Below are 18,687 nucleotides of genomic sequence, written 5' to 3'. Positions count from 1 at the left end.
TCCCCATGTGAGAGTAGGTCATCGTCAAGATTAAATTCCGAAACCCCTGATTGCTAACGCAATCAGGGGTTTTGTTTATGTAGAAGTCCATGAATTTCACCGGCACGTTGCAAGCGCAACGGGCTGGTACACAGAATTTCTTGACGACCATAGAGCATTGGAACCACCTGATCCCATCCCGAACTCAGCAGTGAAACGATGCATCGCCGATGGTAGTGTGGGGTTTCCCCATGTGAGAGTAGGTCATCGTCAAGATTAAATTCCAAAACCCCTGTCTGCTAACGCAGACAGGGGTTTTGTCGTTTAGGCGGGATGATAATGCCCCGGCTGCAGATCGCCCACATATACGTCTGGGCCGGACAAAGGCAACCTGACGACACCCACAAAAAAGCCGGCACCAGGAATCAGGCGCCGGCTTGTTAGAAGCTTTAACGGATCAGAACTGATAGCTGACCGTCGCACTGACATTACGCTCTTCACCCAGATAGCAAAAGTTCAGGCTGGCACAGGACGCCACATAACTCTCATTGGTCAGGTTGTTGGCATTGAGCCTTACATCCACACCCTTCAAGCCCACTTTGCCCAAGTCGTATCCTCCTGAAGCGTCAAACAACGTATGGTAGGAGGAGTCTGGTGAGTCGTTGAGAAAGCGCACAGTCATGATCAAGGTCCGTAGAGGCCGGTCAAGGCAGATAAAGAGGCTTACTGTCTAAGCCGTACTCACGGAAAAAAGCCGCCAACAAAAACTGAAAAAGTCAGGCCAGGCGTTCCAGGCTCACCCACCAACGTGTGCGATAGCGCACTTGAACTGGCAGTGTTTGCGCAACGATCGCCAGCAACTTGTCGGTGTCGTCCAAGCGGAAAACCCCTGATAGCCGCAAGTCGCCGATATCCGCCGCACAGCCCAGGTAACCCTGACGGTAGCGCTCCACATCCGACACCAAGTCAGCCTGGCGCATGTCTCGCGTCACAATCAGCCCATCGGCCGTCTGCGGTGAATGGATGGCCACATTGCCGCTGACCACGCCTTGCTGTCTTGGCGCACGGTAAAACGCCCATCGATGCCTTCGAGCAAGCCGTGGCGAGTGTGTACTAGCAAAGGTGCTGACGATGGCGAACCGCAGGTCACCAGGATTTTCCCGCGCACCAATGTGATCAGGCGCTGTTGCGGATTGAAGGTGAGGTACACCGTACTGTCGGAGTTGAGTTGCAGGCGTGTGCCGTCCGGTAATTGCACGCTGCGCCGCTCGCCGGTGGCGGTTGCGAAATCGAAGGTCCAGCGCTGCCAGCCGGTCATGCCCCGGCTTATCCACGCCGCGGACCCCACCAACACCACACTCGACAACACCTTCAGTGCCCGTCGTCGGCCTAAGCTCCAGTGCCGCATGCGCCCCAGGAATCGCCGCCCTTGCCCAAGCGACTGCGCAGACAAGTGTTGAGCCAGTTGTGGTGGGTGCTGCAAAGCGTGTGTACAACCCTTTCGCGCGCAATGTAGTCAGTAGAGGGCACTCACACAGGCCTGGCCAAGTGTCACAAATGACAATTAGTCGCATTGTCGCGAGGGCAGAAAAAATTTGCAGCGCCGAACCCTGAGCGTCTACCGCTGGTCGGTTTCCTACTCAAAATCAGGATGCTTCTCACAAATCTCTAAGATTTCTCCTGAAGTGGCCGAAAGCCTGACGAGCCATGCGTGCACCGAAATAGAGCGGCCGAAGAGTCCGCCTATCCCGTTACATGGAATGTTCCACTCGGCACGCTCACCCCCCTTTGGCAAAAGAAGTCGATGAAATGAATCTCAAGTTCAGTCATAAAATTCTACTGGCCGCGTCAGGCGTCGTGGTTCTGGCCTTCGCGCTATTTACCCTCTACAACGATTACCTGCAGCGCAGCACCATCAAACAAAACCTTGAGTCGTCCATTCAACAATCGGGCGAACTCACGGCCAGCAGCGTGCAGAACTGGCTCAGTGGCCGCATCCTGGTCCTCGAAAGCCTGGCGCAAAACGTTGCTCACCAGGGCAGCGGTGCTGACCTGCCAGGGCTGGTCGACCAGCCCGCGCTCACCTCGAACTTCCAGTTCACCTATGTCGGCCAAACCAACGGCGTATTTACGCAGCGCCCTGACGCCAAAATGCCCGACGATTACGACCCTCGTCAGCGCCCTTGGTACAAGCAGGCGGTCGCGGCCGATAAAACCATGCTCACTCCGCCTTATATGGCGGCGGTTGGCGGGCAAATCGTGACCATCGCCCTGCCGGTCAAAAAGAACGGCGAGCTGCTCGGCGTAGTCGGCGGTGACCTGAGTCTGCAAACCCTGGTGAAGATCATCAATTCGGTGGACTTCGGGGGTATTGGCCATGCGTTCCTGGTCAGCGCCGATGGCCAGGTCATCGTCAGTCCTGACCAGGACCAGGTGATGAAGAACCTCAAGGACATCTACCCGGGCACCAGCCTGCGTATCGAGAAGGTCAGCCAGGACGTTGTGCTCAACGGCCAGGACCGTATTCTGTCATTTACCCCGATCAGCGGTTTGCCGGGCGCGGATTGGTACATCGGCCTGTCGATCGACAAAGACAAAGCCTACGCACCACTGAGTAAATTCCGTACATCGGCACTGATCGCCATGTTGATCGCCGTGGTGGCGATCGCCGTGCTGCTCAGCCTGCTGATTCAAGTGCTGTTGCGCCCGCTGACCACTATGGGCGTGGCCATGCAGGACATCGCCCAGGGCGAAGGCGATTTGACCCGCCGCCTGGACGTGACCAGCAAAGATGAGTTCGGCGAAGTGGGCAGTGCGTTCAACCAGTTCGTCGAGCGCATCCATGCCTCGATTTCCGAAGTGTCTTCGGCTACGCGTCAGGTGCACGACCTGTCGCAGCGCGTCATGGCGTCCTCCAACGCTTCGATCATCGGCTCGGACGAGCAAAGCGCGCGCACCAACAGCGTGGCAGCCGCCATCAACGAACTGGGCGCCGCCACCCAGGAAATCGCCCGCAACGCAGCCGATGCATCGCAACATGCCAGCGGTGCTAGCGAGCAAGCAGATGACGGGCGCAAGGTGGTGGAGCAAACCATCCTGGCCATGTCGGAACTGTCGCAAAAGATCAGCTTGTCCTGTACGCAGATCGAAACCCTCAACGCCAGCACCGATAACATTGGGCACATCCTGGATGTGATCAAAGGCATCTCTCAGCAAACCAACTTGCTGGCGCTCAACGCGGCGATCGAGGCTGCGCGTGCCGGTGAAGCCGGGCGCGGATTTGCCGTGGTTGCCGATGAAGTGCGCAACCTGGCGCACCGTACCCAGGAATCGGCCGAAGAGATCCACAAGATGATCACTTCGCTGCAAGTGGGCTCGCGTGAAGCCGTGACCACCATGAACGCCAGCCAGGTCTCCAGCGAAGAAAGCGTTGAAGTGGCCAACCAGGCGGGTGAGCGCCTGGTCAGCGTGACGCAGCGAATCGTCGAGATCGATGGCATGAACCAATCGGTTGCGGCGGCTACCGAAGAGCAGACCGCAGTGGTTGAAACCCTCAACGTTGATATCAACCAGATCAATCTGTTGAACCAGCAAGGTGTCGTCAACCTCAACGAAACGCTCAAGGACTGCGATGCGTTGTCGCAGCAGGCCAGTCGATTGAAGCAACTGGTCGACAGCTTCAAGATCTGACCCGGCTTGGCAGGAGCGAGGCCTCTCGCTCCTGCTGATCAGTCGAACATCCGGCGCACATTCTCCAAGGCGCTGTCGGCAAAAGCCTGCGCAAACTGCTCGAACGCCGCCTGCGGTGTATCAACCGGTTCGCCAATCAGCGTCCAGGTCGCCCTGGCGTGTTTGGCGCCAAGTGCTTCCACACGCATGGCGGCCCATAGCCGCGCGACCCCCAAGGTGTTGTAGAGGGTGGTCCACGTCATGCACATCGCTTCGTCGTCACGGCTGTTGAGTTGCTCAACGACGCGATGCCCATCATGGAAAAATTTGGTGCGTAATGCGCCTACGCCGGTTCCCGTCATTTCGATGTGCGACAGGGCAGGAATGAAGGCATCAAAGCCTGCAAAATTTCCCACCACACTCCACAGGCTTGCGGCATCGCACGCGACGTCAACACACGCTATCAGCGGCGCGCCATTCGGGTTACGGATCAATGTATCGGGTTGCAGCGGTTCCATAAGGAGTCCTGTCAAAGAAAGCCAATGGCCTTGAGGTGGTCGCAGCCTTTGCGCAACAGCGCAGGGTCCTTTCGCGGGTACTGTTCGCCCATCGCTGCCACACCCTGGCGTGCGTTGTCGTGACAAATCATCGAGACGTCGCTGATATCTTCCGCGAGGTCATCCAGGTAAAAACCCAGTACGCCAAACAGCGCGTTATCAGGCCCCACCGTTGGCAGCATCTTTTGCCACTGCGCGACGCTCACCCGTTCGAAAAGATGGCCGGCCTGGCTGAATGCATCCAGGTAATGGTCCCAGCTCAAAGGCTGCGGGTTATGCAGGTTGAAGACGTTTCGCCGTGCCGCGAATTGACCGCAGTGAAACGCGACGAAACGTGCGAGAAAGTCCACCGGCATCAAGTCAAAATTCACTTCCAGGCTGGGCGCGAGGCCCAACTGCAGCGACCCCTTGAGCATCAGCATCAGGCGGTTGTTTTGCGGCTGGCAAACACCGTTGTGGCTGTTGAACGCAATATTCCCCGGTCGATGAATATTCACCCAGGCACCTTGTTCGACCGCACGCCCCAGCAGCCGCTCGGCAACCCACTTGGAAAGGTTGTAGCCATTCTTGAGGTAGAGCGGCAACGTGGCCACGGCCGGTGCTTCGAGGATGTGACCCTGAGCGTCGATGCTGCTGCAGGCTGACAGCGTCGAGATGAAGTTGAAGACTTTCTTGCTGTGGGTTTCACACAGGCGCAGGCACTCAAGCACGGGTTCGACGTTATCCCGGGCAAGTGAGGCATAGTCCAGCACATGGTTGACCCTGGCTGCGTTGTGCACCAACACACCATGGTTTCGGGCGAGGTGGTCATAGACATCGCAGGCCAGGCCCAGACGAGGCTGGCTCATGTCAGCGGCATAAACCTGCACACGGCTCAGGTCCAGATGCTCCAGGTGGTACTCGCGCAGTGCCTGTGCAAACCGCGCTGGCGCCGAGTGCCCCGGGCGTTCACGCACCAGGCATGCCACCTCCTGTGCTCCACCCGCCAACAACGCTTCGACCAGATGCACACCCACGAAGCTGTTTGCACCCGTGACGATCACCTTGCGCGGATCCCCAGCGGACCGCTCTGGCAGGATTTCTACATTCAGCGCCTGGCATGCGTCCTTTTCCATCTGGCATGACGGTGTGTAAGACGGTGCGGCGTCTTCCATCAGCAAGGCAAGCGAACGAATCGTCGGTGCTTCAAAAAAACGGTTCAAAGAAAGGCTGCGGCCAAACTGTTCGCGCAATCGCAGCAGCAAGGTCGACAGCAAGATGGAATGGCCGCCCAGATTGAAAAAACTCTCATCAATGCAAAGATCAACGCCAGGTACGCCCAACAACTCGCTCCACAGGGTCACCAGTTGCGTTTGCAGCGGCGTTTGCGCCGAGGCGCGGGCGGTGCGCGGCGTCGCGTGCCCGAGCACCGTCAGCAACGCCTGGCGGTCAATTTTGCCATTGCCGGTGCAGGGCATGCCCGGCAGCTCTGTCCAGCGCTCGGGTTGCATGTAAGCCGGCAACCACTGCTCTGCATGCTGCTTCAGATCCGTCACCGTTGCGTCGGCCTCGGGCTGGGCGGCAAAAGCTAAAATCCGTCGGTCACGGTCGATCACCACCGCCACTTGGCGAAATAGCCGACTGCTGCGCAGGCACTGTTCGATCTCCTGGGGTTCGACGCGAAAGCCCCGGATCTTCACCTGATCGTCCCGTCGTCCGCCCAGCTCTATACCGTCCGCCGTCCATTTGGCCCGGTCACCGCTGCGGTAGGCCCTCAGCGCTTGGCCGCCCGGCAACGTAAGCTCAACGAACGGGTTGCCCCCGGGCGGCGGCGTGGTCACATACCCCAGCCCTACGCCAGGGCCTGTGATGTAAAGGTCGCCCATGACCTGCTCATCCACCGGTTGCAGCGCGTCATCGAGGATCAGCACCTGGCTGTTGGCAATGGGGCGCCCCACGTTGCGATTGCTGTCACCGGGGCGCAACGTCCGGTGGCTGACCAGCACCGTGGTCTCGGTAGGGCCGTAGAGGTTGTGCAACTGGCACTGGCCCGCCAGCCGTTCGATCACATAGGGTTCGCAGGCATCGCCGCCGGTCACCAGATGGGTCAGGCCCAGGGGCTGATCCAACGGCAGGATGCTCAGTAGCGCCGGCGGCAAAAAACCATGGCTGATGCGCTGTTGGCGAATCAACTCGACCAGTTGCTGAGGGTCGCGCCGCTGCTCTTCGGTTGGGACGATCAACTCGGCACCGGCGATCAGGGCCGGGAAGATATCGATCAGTGATGAGTCGAAACTCAGTGGCGAAAACTGCAGGACACGGCTGTGTTCATCCAACGTCAGGCTGGCGCCGGTCCAGCTGGTGAAATGCGCAAGATTGCCCTGGCTCAGTAGTACGCCTTTGGGCTGGCCGGTGGTGCCCGAGGTGAACAGCACCATGCACGGAGCGTCGATGTCGGGGCGGCGTTGTATCAATGGCTGCGTGATGTCGGCGTGGTTGGAGTCAATATTGCCGACACTCAGTGTCGTGAACTGCTCGCGCAAAGGGTGTCGGCCGTCATCCAGCAATACCTTGGCGCCGCTGTGTTCCAGCATGGCCTGCTGGCGTTGCGGCGGATGATCCGGAGCCAGTGGCAGATACACCGCGCCGCAACCGAGTACTGCGAGAATACTGGCATACAACTCGACGGACTTTTCCAGGCACACGCCAACCACCGGCGTCTCAACGCCTTCCAGTAGAGGGTGCAGGCGTTGCTGGATCGACAAGGCGCGAAGCTGCAATTGGCGGTAGGTCAGCACGCTACCCGCGATGTTCAGCGCCGGGCGCTCGGCGAAGGCGTGCAGACCGGCCTGCAATCGCTCGATCATCGGCACCTGGGCAGCCAGCAACAATGCTGGCTGGTCGGTGCGATTGAACCGGTGCATAAACGCAAGGGCGTCCAGTCCGTGCAAGCTTTGCTCAGGCCAGAGGTTAATGGTGCTGCTGGCGGCAAAAAAGCCCGCATCCCTCGAGAAGCCGCTGACCAGCGAGGTGGCCCACTCCACGAGTGAGCTTGTCGCCTGCCGGCGCAATCGCTGGCCGTTGCCGCTGGGCTCCTCGGCAACGTTATGTACCGCCAGCACGCGTTGGTCACGGTCATAGCAGCGTAACTGCAGTGAGGGCAGGCCGCCTTCGTACACCGGGCCGATACCCAACCGCAGGCTTAACCATCGGGTTGCGGCACAGTATGCGAGCGGCGCTTGAGTGCCGTCCTCGATAAACAGGTCGAAGGCTTGTGTCACGCTGGCGTGTCCGTATTCTTCGAGCACTTGCTTCAGCGCAATCAGGGCGTGGCTGGTGCCGGCCCATCCGATACTCAGACGTCGCATGTCTGCCTCCCCGACTCGGGCAGGTAGTCGCTCAACGCGCGGGCGACGCTTGGCGTGTGCAGCACGCCGCTGTTATGCAGGAACCCCATGATATTGCCGAGCAGCGGGTGCTGGCGGGTGATGGGAAAGTGCAGGGCCGTGACTTCGTCGCGTAGTGCCTGGCGGATGTCGGTGCCTACGTCCAGGTGCTCGACAAGCTGAAGGTCGAAGCCTTTGTGCAGCGTGTTGGTCAGGTAGTGGGTCAAGAAGGTCGGCAGGACTGCGGCGATGCTGTCGCGGTCTGCCGGGCTAGCCGCCTGCCAGTAGAGACGCACCAGCTGCGTCCAGAACTGGGCGTGACGCCCCTCGTCAAACAAGTGGTCGGCCATCAAGCCGCGAATCGAAGGTTTGACGCTATCGTCCTTGGCAAACGCCGCTACATCGTGGGTGACGGTGTTCTCGGCGATGGCCACGCCAATCAACGCTACAGCGTCGTGCAGGTGTTGCGGGGCAAGCGCCTGGGCGGCCGGCAAGGCCCGGCTCAGTTCGATTTGCGTGGGCAGCTCGAGCGGTTGTATGCCGGTCAGTTCAATGGTCTGTTGCAGGAAGTCCAACGCGACCAGCGCGTGGTAATCCTCATCGACCACGACCGTCATCGCATCAATGCGACAGGCAAGGGGGAAGGGCGGTGCGAAGCGATTCTTGGCAATGCTGCGGGCGGTCTTGTCGACGATCTCGGTTTCGAAGATCACCACGTCATTAATGAATTTGTAGAAACTTTGCGTCAACACGAAGTCGCGCCACTGCGGGCAATGCTCGACAAAAGTTGCGTTTAGCACCAAGGGTTGGCGGCAGAGCGGAAAGATCAAGCGATCGTCGTTTTCCAGCAGGCGTCGGGGGCGCGTGCGGATGGTGGCGCGACGTTCCCAATCTTCGGCAAACGAGCGGTAGTCTGCGGTGTTCATGGTCGCACCTCGTGTAGGGAGGCATGTACGTCGTCCCAGAAACCGAGGCGGTTTTCTATGGCGCTGATGGCGGTTTCATCCGCTTCGCGTTGGCGCTTGGGGTCGGCACCGATCAAGCGCTGGAGTAACTGCTCTGCGCCTGGGCCATGATCCTCGGTGTCCAGTTCGATGTGACGGCTGAGGTAGTGACAGAACAACGGTGCCTGACGCGCCATGAAGGCGTCGCCCTGCAGAATACGTTCGAACATCGATGGGATGACGCTCTCGCGGCCGTGCAGGAACGTCGCTGCCACACAGTGTGCGGGCGCGTTCAGCGCGATCTGCAAGGTGCTGCTGACGAAGCGCGTTACGCCAGGGCGTACATTGACCCTTTGCATCGCAGCATCTGCCTGGACGCCTTGGCGCTGCAGTTCAATGAAGCGTTGGATGGCTGAGGTATCTGCGCCGGTCTCGGTCATCGCCTCCAGATATAGCTCGAAGTGGCTGCAGTGGCCACGCGTTGGATGTTCGTCTGACTCTTCGCCAAGCACTATTTCATTGATCAGGCGTGCGCTCTGCGGGTCAACGGGTGGCAGCCACGGCAATTGCATGCATGTCAGATCCTGCTGCAGGCGTTTAGCCAAGCTCATGAAGTCCCAAACAGCAAATACATGCTGCTCCATAAAAATTTGTAACTTGTTAAGTGAAGTTATTTCTGCAAATAACGGATGGCTGCATAGCTGTAGTTTTTTTTGTTCAAGCAAATGTTGATGCATGGTTGACGCCTATAAGTTGTTGCGACTGCTCTGGAAACAGTAATGGGGTTTTGTAATGAAAAGCGGATGGCCTGCGTTTAGGCAAGCCACGCGTACAGCGCTAACCTGACATAGGTTGGCACTGCCGAATGAAGTGTTCTTTTATGGGTGAAAGATAATAATCCGATTAAACGTTTGGATAAACTGATGAAAGTATTAAATGTTTTTGCGGGAAGGAACTAGTCGTGATCAAGTAGTGTGCAAGTGTGTGAGAAGTTTCTTTAACAAGCGTGGGCTTATTTGAATGTTAATCTCAACGTGGCGCATAAACGTGGGGCACTTCCTGAGAGGATAGATACCCCATAGCGTTAACGTGGCAAGAAAGGGCGGTGTAAACCCTTACTGTGAAGTTTTTTTTGCGGTGCCCTCAAGGCTATCGAGGTAGGTATTGATCACTTCCATGCCGCGCATCAGGTGATTGCGTAGCGTCAGGATGCTTTCGTCGACTTTCTTGTGCACCACCAGGTTCAGCAATTCACGGTGATCTTCCTGGGATGTCTCGCCCAGGCCCATCGCTTCGAGGTTGAAGCGCAGAAAGCGTTCCTCCTCATTCAAGCCGTGCGCAACCAGATTGAGCAACCGCTGGTTGGGCGCCTTGCCATACAACGCCATGTGGAACAGACGATTGAGCCGGCCAATCTCGGCATAGTCACGCTCTTGTTCCAACGCATTGATGCAGGCTTCAGCCTCGGCAATGTCTGCGTCGGTGAGCAACGGAATTGACAGGCGCAGCGCTTCGGATTCCAGCAACATGCGCAGGGCATAGGTCTCGGCCGAATTGTCTTGGATCAACGGCGCAACCACAGCACCTTTGTGGGTTACCACATGGAGCAAGGACTGGGCTTCCAGCTGGCGCAAGGCTTCGCGCACGGGCATGCGGCTGACGCCGAACAGGCTGGCCAATTCTTGCTGGCGCATCGCGGTACCACAGGGCAACCTGCCGTCGAGAATGGCATTGCGCAACGTTTCTTCAATAACGGCGCGTGCAAGATGGGCGGGAATAGGCCCGCTGATTTTGATGCTGCTTAATGGGTTCGGCTTCTGCGTCACGGTTACGCTATCCTCCCTTCTTGAATGGAGTGTGTTTAATTGGATCCAAAGCACACTAGAGATGGGTCGCGCGCTTGTCAAACAGCCAAAGTTTCAGTTTGTAAGGGCTTACAGGCGGAACTTTGTGAGTCCCACAAGCGGTGTTTATAAACTCGAACCCCTCATGAATGATTGCACTGTGCCATTGTTTTTTGTTGATCGAAGCTTCACCATCCCTGAAATTCCGTCTCCCTTCACGGACTGAACGCCTTGGCGGTAAGTTTTATTCCCTCTCGAATAGTCGGCTGGCTACTTTCAGCGACTTTGCTCGCTGGCCTGATGCCCGGCGGGCTGCATGCCGATTGGGATTTCTCGCAGATCAGCCGCAAAGCCACGGCTCTGTACGGGCCGCTCGGCGAGGGCCAACAGCGCATCGACGCCTGGCAGCGCCTGTTGGCGACTGAAAAGAAGGTCGATGAACAGGAGCAGCTCAAGGTCGTCAACCTGTTCTTCAACAAGCAAATGAGCTACGTAGAAGACATCGACCTCTGGCACGTGGTCGACTATTGGGAGACCCCCATCGAAGCGCTGTGGAAGGGTGCAGGAGATTGCGAGGACTACGCAATCGCCAAGTATTTCAGCCTGCGCCACCTGGGCGTCTCCAGCGACAAATTGCGCATTACTTACGTTAAGGCTTTGCGTCAGAATCGCGCGCACATGGTGCTGACGTATTACCCGACGCCCGATGCCATCCCGCTGGTGCTCGACAGCCTGATGGATGAGATCCTGCCGGCCACCCGCCGTACCGACCTGGTGCCGGTGTACTCATTCAACGCCGAGGGCTTGTACCTGCCCGGCGCCAAGGGCAACAAGAAAGTCGGTGATACCAAACGCTTGTCGCGTTGGCAGGATGTGTTGAAAAAAATGCGTGCGGAAGGCTTCCCGGCCGAGCCTGCCAACTAGGAGTAACTGATCGGATGTCACTGTTCAAACAACTATTGATCGCAATCTGTCTGTTCCTGGTGGTCGCCTTCAGCGGCAGCTTCATGGTCAGCCTGGAAAGCTCGCGCACCCAATACGTCAACCAATTGCGCTCCCATGCACAGGACGCGGCTACTGCGCTGGCATTGTCGCTGACGCCCAATATCGACGACCCGGCGATGGTGGAGTTGCTGGTCAGCTCGATTTTCGACAGTGGCTATTACGCCAGCATCCGCGTGGTGGATTTAGCCACCGACAAAACCATCGTCGAACGCAGCGGCATCCCGGACAACAACGGCGTGCCCAACTGGTTCGTCAAGCTGATCGGCCTTGAACCGGCCGGCGGCGATGCACTGGTCAACCGCGGCTGGGAGCAGGCGGCGCGCGTGGAGGTGGTCAGCCACCCGATGTTCGCCCTGGCCAAGCTCTGGCAAAGCGCCCTGGGCAGCCTGGGCTGGTTGCTGCTGTGCGGCGCGGTGAGTGCGGTGCTCGGTGCATTGCTGCTGCGTCGGCAGTTGAAGCCGTTGGACTACATGGTCAAGCAGTCCCACGCCATCGCCCGCCGTGAGTTTCTCAGCCTGCCGGATCTGCCCCGCACGCCGGAACTGCGGCGCGTAGTGCAGGCCATGAACCAGATGGTGGAGAAGCTCAAGGCGCTGTTCCAGGAGCAGGCCGAGCGCAGTGAAAAATTGCGCATCGAATCCTATCAAGACAACCTGACCGGCCTCGCCAACCGGCGTTATTTCGAGATGCAGCTCAACGCCCGCGTCAGTAACCCGGAAGACACCAATTCTGGTTACCTGCTGCTGCTACGAGTCAAGGACCTGGCCGGCCTTAACCAACGCCTGGGTGGCCAGCGCACCGACCAGTTGCTGCAAGCGGTTGGCGAACAATTGTTGCGCCAGTGTGAGCCTTACCCGGAAACCCACAACCTCGTCACCCGTATTCGTGGTGGTGAGTTCGCGGTGCTGGCGCCCGGGCTGGTGCGTGAAGAAGCGCTGCAATTGGCACAAAACCTTGAAAGCACCCTGCTCAGCCTGCAGGCCACCAGTGCCAGTGATGTCACGCCGGTGGCCTACATAGGCCTTGCGCCATTCAACCACGGTGATTCGCCCCAGGCATTGCTGACCCTGGCTGACCAGGCTCTGGCCCAGGCCGAAGGGCAGGGCGACAGCAGTTGGGTGTGCCTGGACCACAGCGCCGCCGCCAGTGTCGGTGACGATCACCATGCCTGGCACACGCTGTTGGACCAGGCCCTTACCCACCAGCGTTTTGAGCTGTACTTCCAGCCGGTTGTCGCCAGCCAGGACCCGCAATTGGTGCTGCACTACAAAGTGCTGTCGCGTTTGCAGGATGACGACGGCCACACCATCCCGGCCGGGCGTTTCCTGCCGTGGCTTGAGCGTTTCGGCTGGACTGCACGCCTGGACCGACTGATGCTCGAACACGTGCTCAAGCAGATGGCCAGCCATACGCACAACCTGGCGCTGAACCTCTCGGCGGCCACCTTGCAGGACGCCCAGGCGTTGAACCGGATTGTCGAGTTGCTGCGCCAGCACAGCAACCTCGGCCCGCGCTTGACCCTTGAGATCGGCGAAGAACAATTACCCGAGCAGGCTCTGCTGGAGCAGTTGACCCAGCGCCTGCGCGAGTTGGGCTTCTCCCTCAGTCTGCAGCGTTTTGGTGGGCGCTTCAGCATGATCGGCAACCTGGCACGCCTGGGCCTGGCGTACCTGAAGATCGACGGCAGCTACATCCGCGCCATCGACCAGGAAAGCGACAAACGCCTGTTTATCGAAGCGATCCAGCGCGCGGCCCACAGCATCGACTTGCCGTTGATTGCCGAGCGCGTGGAGACCGAAGGTGAATTGAAGGTGATTCGCGAGATGGGGATTTTCGGTGTGCAGGGGCAGTTGATTGGTGAGCCTGCGCCCTGGAAGTGATGCAAATCCAATGTGTGTGCGGGCTTGTGTGGGAGCAGGCAAGCCAGCTCCCACATTTCGATCCGGTTCGACTTTAAGAAATCAGATCAACCCAGTCTCTTCATCATTGATCAGATGGCTCAACCCACCCAGCGCTTCCCGTGCATGGTTACGGTCCATCAGCTTGGCCTGGGCCGCCGGGGGCAGGTCGGTGACGCTGATCACGCCCTTGCGGGTCAGTACCTGAATCAAGTCGTCCAGTACCCGGATCATCTCCATGTCACTTTGTTTGAGCTGGGCCAGGCTGGTTTCCACCACTTCGTTGGCGTACCAGGCCTGGATCTCATGGTGATCGGCCGGCAGGGTTTCGGTCGAATCGGCAAAGGCGGCGGCCTCCACGCGACTCAGCACTCCCTGTGCATCACGTTGCACGTAAAACATAAGAATCCCTCGAAAATGAGCCACACGCGTTCACCAGCATAGGTCAATGCTGTGTTTATGGTCGCGAGTATGCGATGCAACCGGCCGCCAGGGCCAGCGACGTATCGCCCAAGCAAATCGACCGCCCTTGCGGGCGGCCGATAAATCACAGCTTAGGAGGTGTGGTCGATCTTGATGGTCGGGTCGGCGCCTGTGATCAGCGAGTTGATGCTGGTGTGCGACCAATCGTTGCCTTCCAGCTTGATGGTCACATCGGCATTGGCCAGGCCGCCGGCGGCGTTGAGCTTGCCTTCACTGCTGATTTGCAGGGTCGACACACCTTCTACCGTGGTGATCTTGAGGTAGTTGTCGATGGTGCTGTCCGTCTCACCTTTCAACAGATCCTTGAGATCGATCCGGTCACCTTCCGAGGCCTTGAAGTCCTTGATCACGTCGTTGCCGAAGTCGCCCGCCTTCCAGACGAAGGTGTCGGCACCCGAGCCGCCGATCAGGATGTCGTTGCCCGGCCCACCGATCAGGGTGTCGTTACCGGTGCCACCCAACAGGATGTCATTGCCTTTGCCGCCGTCCAGCAGGTCGTTGCCGCCCTGGCCGAACAGGATGTCATCACCTGCGCCGCCCAACAGCGTGTCGTTGCCGTCCTTGGCGCCGGAGACGTCGAAGTCCGCGTAGTGCTCGGTGACGTACTGGTGCACGTTCGAGGTGGTTACCGCGGAGACGGCCACACCGGTTTTCTGTGCCACAAAGGCCTGCAGTGCGTTGTAGCCCTCACCGGTAATCCCGCTGAAGCTCACCAGGTCGCCGAAGAGGATGTCGTTGCCGTCGCCACCGCTGATGGTGTCGGCGCCTGGCAGCGTGGCTTCGGTGTGGCCGAGGATCGCGTTGGCCAGGTCCTTCGGATCGATGTTGCTTTGCGGCTTGCCATCGGTGTCGTAAGGCTTGAGGTCGTTGAGGCTGACGTCGCCGTTGATACCGATCGCTTCCACTTGCGACAACCCACCCAGCAGGGCAAAGGCGCTTTTGGCATTGCTCAGCGTCGCCGAGTTAGTGCTGTTGCCCGTGCCGTCCAGGTTAGACAACTCAAAGGTACCGTCACCTTGGGCATGTACGGTGCCCAGGTCGGTGACGACCCATCGCCAGCCATTGTAGATCTGCAGCTGAGCGGCACCCGAATTGTCGATGGACAAATAGTGCGTATTGTCGATGTAGGTGGAGAACGTTGTGCCAGGCGTGTAGTTGGCAGTCGTGACCACGTTGTCGAACTTGACGGTGCCGTACAGCGTCGGGTTGGTCTGCTCGCCGCTCTGGTAGTACGTCGGCTGGCCGTCGGTGATGAAGTAAGTCAGGTTCGTGGCACCGGTGTTGCTGGTGGCCAGGCCGCTCTGGAAGAAGTTGGCCGTGGTCTTGAACACGTCTTCGTAGTTGGTGCCGCCACCGGACTTCATCGAGTCCAGCACCGTACTGAGCAAGGTCAGCGCGTTTGGATCGTTGAGGTTGATCGCAACCGACTTGTTCACCTGGGTATCGAAGTCCGCCACAAAGATGTTCACGGTGCCGGAGGTGTTGGCGCCCAGGCTGTCTTTGAGCGACTTGAACACTGAGGTCAGCGAAGCCTTCGCCGCGTTGATCGAGTCGACGCTCATACTGCCGGAACTGTCGACCATGAACGCGATGTTGTAGTTCTTGCCTTGCACCACGTTCAGGCCGCCGATATCGGCCACGACGATGTCATTGCCGTCAGTGCCGACAATGTTGTCGCTGCCCGAAGTACCCGTCACCGAGTTGTAGGTTGCCGGGTACACGGTGACTGGCAATTGCGCCGTGGTAGACGCCGAACCGCCGAGGCTTTCGGTGGAGGTCGACGTCACGGTCAGGTTGAACTGGCCGCTGTAATAGGTCGGTGGCTTGATGGACAGGGTGTTCAGGTCCCAGCCCGTGACGTTCACTTCGCCCACGCCTTTGGTCGCAGTGAAGGTGTGCCCGGACGCGTCGGTGAGGACCGAGCCTGCCGGTACGCCGCTGATCTTCACGCTCAGGGTTTCCGAACCGTCGGTATCAGTCAGCGCGGTGGTTACCTTGGACAGCTTCACAGTGCCGTTTTCCTGGGCTTCGTTAAGCTTGTAGCCCACGTAATAACCGTCACCGTTGCTGCCATGCAGGTCGGACACGGTCACGCCGGCGTTGGTCAGGTCAGTGATGCCGGTGTACAGCGGCACGGTGCCGGTGCTCAAGTTCTGCGTCGCCCCGCCGTTGATCGACAGATTGACGTCAAAGCTGCCAGGCCCCGATTGGTTGGCTTGGTAGATCTCGAGGCTGTAGTAACCGCTGACCGTTGGCGTAAACGAGCCGCTGAATTTGCCGCTGTTGGTCGCCCATAGCCCGCTGGCAATGTCTTTACCGCCAACGTTGACCACCACACTGTCATCGGCGACGCCGCTGAAGGTGTAGCTCTTGCCAGCTTCCATGTACATCAGGCCGGAGATCTTGGAGCCAGAGCCGGCGTTGACATTGTCGACTGACTCGACATTGGTGACGACACTGGTGTTGTTCGGCGTACCTGCGTTGTCGATGGCGTTTTTCAGTACGTCTGGTGCCGCGCCGTTCCCGTTGGTGCCGAGGCCGGCAATGCTGTTCCAGCCCTGTTTGATCAGACCGGTCGAGGCGACATTGTTATCGGCCACGTTCAGCGTAGGTGCATCGGCCACGGGTGTGATATCGACTTTCACCGTGGCGCTGTTGCCCAGGTCCTTGCCGTCGGTAGGCTGGAACTTGAACTGCGCATAATCAGCCTGCTTGTTGCCAACACCGGTGCCGCCATAACCGTCGGCGCCGGACTCGTTGGCGTTAGGCATAAAGCGCAACTGGCCGCCGTCGATCTGGGCCTTGGTGAAGGTCTGGTTGGCAGTCACGTTGGTCCAGGTGGTGCCATCCGCTGCCAGGTATTGCAGCTTGCCGGCCACCGGCAGGTCGGTGATTTTCACGCCCAGGCTGGCTTGTGGCGAATCCACATCGGTCACGCCGAAGTTGGCCCAGGTCAGCGCCAGCGGCGTGTCTTCGGTGCCGGTCACGGCGCTGCCGGTGGCGACTGGCGGATCGTTGACTGCCACCACGTTAACGGTGGTGGTGGCAACGTTGGAATAGTTGCCGCCATCGGTCACGGTCACGGTGATGGTCCGCGGCGTGGTGCTTGGGTCGTGACTGTTGTTGGTGAACGTGATGTTCTGGATACGCTGCATGTAATCAGCCAGCGTCGCGCTGCCCGACAACGTCAGGGTGATGGTGCCCGTCTGGTTGTTGGTGCTGACGATGATGCCATTGACGCTGTTGCCCAGGTTCAGTGCATCACCGGCCTGTGCGTTGGTCAGGGTGACCGTCGCACCGGTCAGCATCGTGCTGTCCGGATCGGTGATCTTGATATCGGTGTCGGCAATCGACACACCCGGCCCGGCGGTGCCTTCGGTGAAGGTGGTTCTGTAGTCGGCACCGGTCGCGCCGCTGGAGTTGTTGGCGTCCAGGTCGATGACCGGCGGCGCATCGTTATCGATGATATTGGTGCTGACGCTGCCGTTGCCGACCACCAGGTTCTCGAAGTTGCCGCCGGTGGTCTTGTCGATAGTGATGACAATCTGTTCGGTTGGCTCGGTGATCCTGTCGTCGATCGTGGCGATGTTAAACGGCACGCTGCTGGCGCCCGCCGGGATCTTCACGGTGTACACGCCGTTGAAGTCCGAACCGTCGGTGGCGGTGCCGCTGTACTTGAGCGTCACGGTCACATCGGTTTGCGCCGGGTTGCTCAGGGTCAGCGTGTAATGCGCAGTGCCGCCTTCAGTCACCGAGGCGTCGCCGGTGATGCTGATGGTGGTGTTGTTGACCACATCCGTCACTTTGGTGGTGACGGTGCTGCCGTCGACGATCAGGTGTTCGTACTTGTCGCCGCCGCTGACTACGCCGGTAATCTTGTTGTTCACATCGTTGGCGCCGACATACGCGTCGTTAGGCGCAACAGCCGTGGTGGTGCTGCTGGACTTGCCGTTGCCGATGGTAATGGTCGAGCCGTTATCCAGCCTTACCACCAAGTCGGAACCGACGTTGGTCACTGCCGCGCCGTTCTTGTCGACCAGCGATGCGGTGTAGGTAATCTGACCGCCTTCAGCGACCGAGCCGGTGGCTTTGAGCACCACGGTCACATCATCGATGGTGTCGTTGATGGTGGTGGTCGCGCCGCCCGGAGTGATGGTCACGCCTTCGAAGTTACCGCCGGTAGTGCCGGTGATCTTGACGGTTTGGGTGCTCTTGTCGATGAACACGTCATCGCCAGGCGCTGCCACGGTCACAGAGCCTACGGTCGTACCTTGCTTGATGGTGATGCTCGAACCGTTATCCAGCGTGACTACCATGTCGGTGCCAGCCTTGTTGCTCAAGGTGGCTGTGTAGGTGATGGTGCCGCCTTCGTTGACGGCACTTGGTGCGGTCAGCGTGACGCTGGTGAGATCGGTGGTGCCTGGGGTATCCGTCACTGTGGTGTTAACAGGCGTAGTGCCTGGCACCAGATTCTCGAAGTGCGCGCCGCCGGTCACGTTAGTGATGGCGGTGGTAACGGTTTGGTCGCCTTTGTACACGTCGTTGGGTGCTACGACGGTGACGGTGCCGCTGGACTGGTTCACACCGATGGTGATGGTTTTGCCGTTGTCCAGGGTCACGGTCAGCGGGCTGGTGATGTTAGTCACTGCCGCGCCGTTTTTATCCACAAGGCTGGCGGTGTAGATGATGTTGCCGCCTTCGCCGACGGTGGTGGTGGCGGTGAGGACTACATCAACCTTGTCGATGGTGTCGTTGATCGTGGTGGTCGCACCGTTACCAGCAACTTCCAGTTTCTCGAAGTTGCCGCCAGCAGTGTCGGTGATCTTGACCGTCTGGGTGCTCTTGTCGATGAACACGTCATCGCTTGGCGCAGGGACGGTTACGGTGCCGACGGTGTCCCCCGCTTTGATGGTGATGGTCGAGCCGTTATCCAGTTTCAGGGT

At 59.1% G+C, this 18,687-nt stretch carries 9 protein-coding genes, 1 rRNA gene and 3 pseudogenes; 4 read left to right on the top strand and 9 right to left on the bottom strand.

The window, feature by feature from the left end; genetic code table 11:
• The first annotated feature begins 139 nt into the window (after positions 1-139).
• A 5S ribosomal RNA gene (rrf, locus tag AOA62_RS16480) occupies positions 140-255 on the top strand.
• Between the two features lie 181 nt (positions 256-436).
• Here rrf and AOA62_RS16475 read toward each other — a convergent pair.
• Both AOA62_RS16475 and AOA62_RS16470 read right to left on the bottom strand, forming a co-directional pair.
• Positions 437-619, bottom strand: a pseudogene (locus tag AOA62_RS16475) (hypothetical protein); the annotation flags it as partial.
• A gap of 136 nt (positions 620-755) precedes the next feature.
• A pseudogene (locus tag AOA62_RS16470) lies at positions 756-1,372 on the bottom strand (FecR domain-containing protein); the annotation flags it as partial.
• 416 nt (positions 1,373-1,788) lie between these two features.
• Here AOA62_RS16470 and AOA62_RS16460 point away from each other — a divergent pair.
• Complete coding sequence (locus tag AOA62_RS16460; RefSeq protein ID WP_017134438.1) at positions 1,789-3,669, top strand: methyl-accepting chemotaxis protein; 1,881 nt, start codon at positions 1,789-1,791, stop codon at positions 3,667-3,669.
• 38 nt (positions 3,670-3,707) lie between these two features.
• Here AOA62_RS16460 and AOA62_RS16455 read toward each other — a convergent pair whose 3' ends face one another.
• The 5 genes from AOA62_RS16455 to AOA62_RS16435 all read right to left on the bottom strand — a co-directional run bounded on the left by AOA62_RS16455 (position 3,708) and on the right by AOA62_RS16435 (position 10,340).
• Positions 3,708-4,166 (bottom strand): SRPBCC family protein, encoded by a 459-nt coding sequence (locus AOA62_RS16455; protein WP_017134437.1) that lies wholly within the window; start codon positions 4,164-4,166, stop codon positions 3,708-3,710.
• An 11-nt stretch (positions 4,167-4,177) separates the two neighbouring features.
• Positions 4,178-7,552: an amino acid adenylation domain-containing protein gene (locus AOA62_RS16450; RefSeq protein ID WP_099549193.1), complete on the bottom strand. Its 3,375-nt coding sequence runs from the start codon at positions 7,550-7,552 to the stop codon at positions 4,178-4,180.
• Positions 7,540-8,496 carry a diiron oxygenase gene (locus tag AOA62_RS16445; protein WP_099549192.1) on the bottom strand — a complete coding sequence of 319 codons (957 nt, stop codon included), beginning with the start codon at positions 8,494-8,496 and terminating at the stop codon, positions 7,540-7,542. Before AOA62_RS16445 ends, AOA62_RS16450 begins: the two co-directional genes overlap by 13 nt.
• Positions 8,493-9,251 carry a DUF3050 domain-containing protein gene (locus AOA62_RS16440; protein WP_017134434.1) on the bottom strand — a complete coding sequence of 253 codons (759 nt, stop codon included), beginning with the start codon at positions 9,249-9,251 and terminating at the stop codon, positions 8,493-8,495. Before AOA62_RS16440 ends, AOA62_RS16445 begins: the two co-directional genes overlap by 4 nt.
• A gap of 378 nt (positions 9,252-9,629) precedes the next feature.
• A complete protein-coding gene (locus tag AOA62_RS16435; protein WP_017134433.1) occupies positions 9,630-10,340 on the bottom strand; it encodes a GntR family transcriptional regulator in 711 nt (236 codons plus the stop codon).
• Between the two features lie 249 nt (positions 10,341-10,589).
• Between AOA62_RS16435 and lapG the strand changes: the two genes are divergently transcribed.
• Together lapG and lapD are read left to right on the top strand one after the other, a co-directional pair.
• Entirely contained in the window at positions 10,590-11,282 is a 693-nt protein-coding gene (lapG, locus tag AOA62_RS16430; protein ID WP_017134432.1) for a cysteine protease LapG, read from the top strand.
• Positions 11,283-11,296: 14 nt separating this feature from the next.
• Positions 11,297-13,243: a cyclic di-GMP receptor LapD gene (gene lapD, locus AOA62_RS16425; RefSeq protein WP_099549191.1), complete on the top strand. Its 1,947-nt coding sequence runs from the start codon at positions 11,297-11,299 to the stop codon at positions 13,241-13,243.
• Positions 13,244-13,324: 81 nt separating this feature from the next.
• Here lapD and AOA62_RS16420 read toward each other — a convergent pair whose 3' ends face one another.
• Positions 13,325-13,663: a hypothetical protein gene (locus AOA62_RS16420; RefSeq protein WP_017134430.1), complete on the bottom strand. Its 339-nt coding sequence runs from the start codon at positions 13,661-13,663 to the stop codon at positions 13,325-13,327.
• A gap of 152 nt (positions 13,664-13,815) precedes the next feature.
• Positions 13,816-18,687: pseudogene (locus tag AOA62_RS16415) on the bottom strand (LapA family giant adhesin); the annotation flags it as partial.

Origin of the sequence: Pseudomonas sp. 2995-3 (assembly GCF_002742565.1) — a bacterium.
GTDB lineage: Bacteria > Pseudomonadota > Gammaproteobacteria > Pseudomonadales > Pseudomonadaceae > Aquipseudomonas > Aquipseudomonas edaphica.
Note: the sequence above shows the minus strand (reverse complement) of the source record. Positions and strands in the feature narration are given on the sequence as shown.

Bases quoted from the DNA above. Each gene is read 5' to 3' on its own strand.
- AOA62_RS16460 (WP_017134438.1), top strand. From the start codon at position 1,789: ATGAATCTCAAGTTCAGTCATAAAATTCTACTGGCCGCGTCAGGCGTC.
- AOA62_RS16455 (WP_017134437.1), bottom strand. From the start codon at position 4,166: ATGGAACCGCTGCAACCCGATACATTGATCCGTAACCCGAATGGCGCG.
- AOA62_RS16450 (WP_099549193.1), bottom strand. From the start codon at position 7,552: ATGCGACGTCTGAGTATCGGATGGGCCGGCACCAGCCACGCCCTGATT.
- AOA62_RS16445 (WP_099549192.1), bottom strand. From the start codon at position 8,496: ATGAACACCGCAGACTACCGCTCGTTTGCCGAAGATTGGGAACGTCGC.
- AOA62_RS16440 (WP_017134434.1), bottom strand. From the start codon at position 9,251: ATGCATCAACATTTGCTTGAACAAAAAAAACTACAGCTATGCAGCCAT.
- lapD (WP_099549191.1), top strand. From the start codon at position 11,297: ATGTCACTGTTCAAACAACTATTGATCGCAATCTGTCTGTTCCTGGTG.
- AOA62_RS16420 (WP_017134430.1), bottom strand. From the start codon at position 13,663: ATGTTTTACGTGCAACGTGATGCACAGGGAGTGCTGAGTCGCGTGGAG.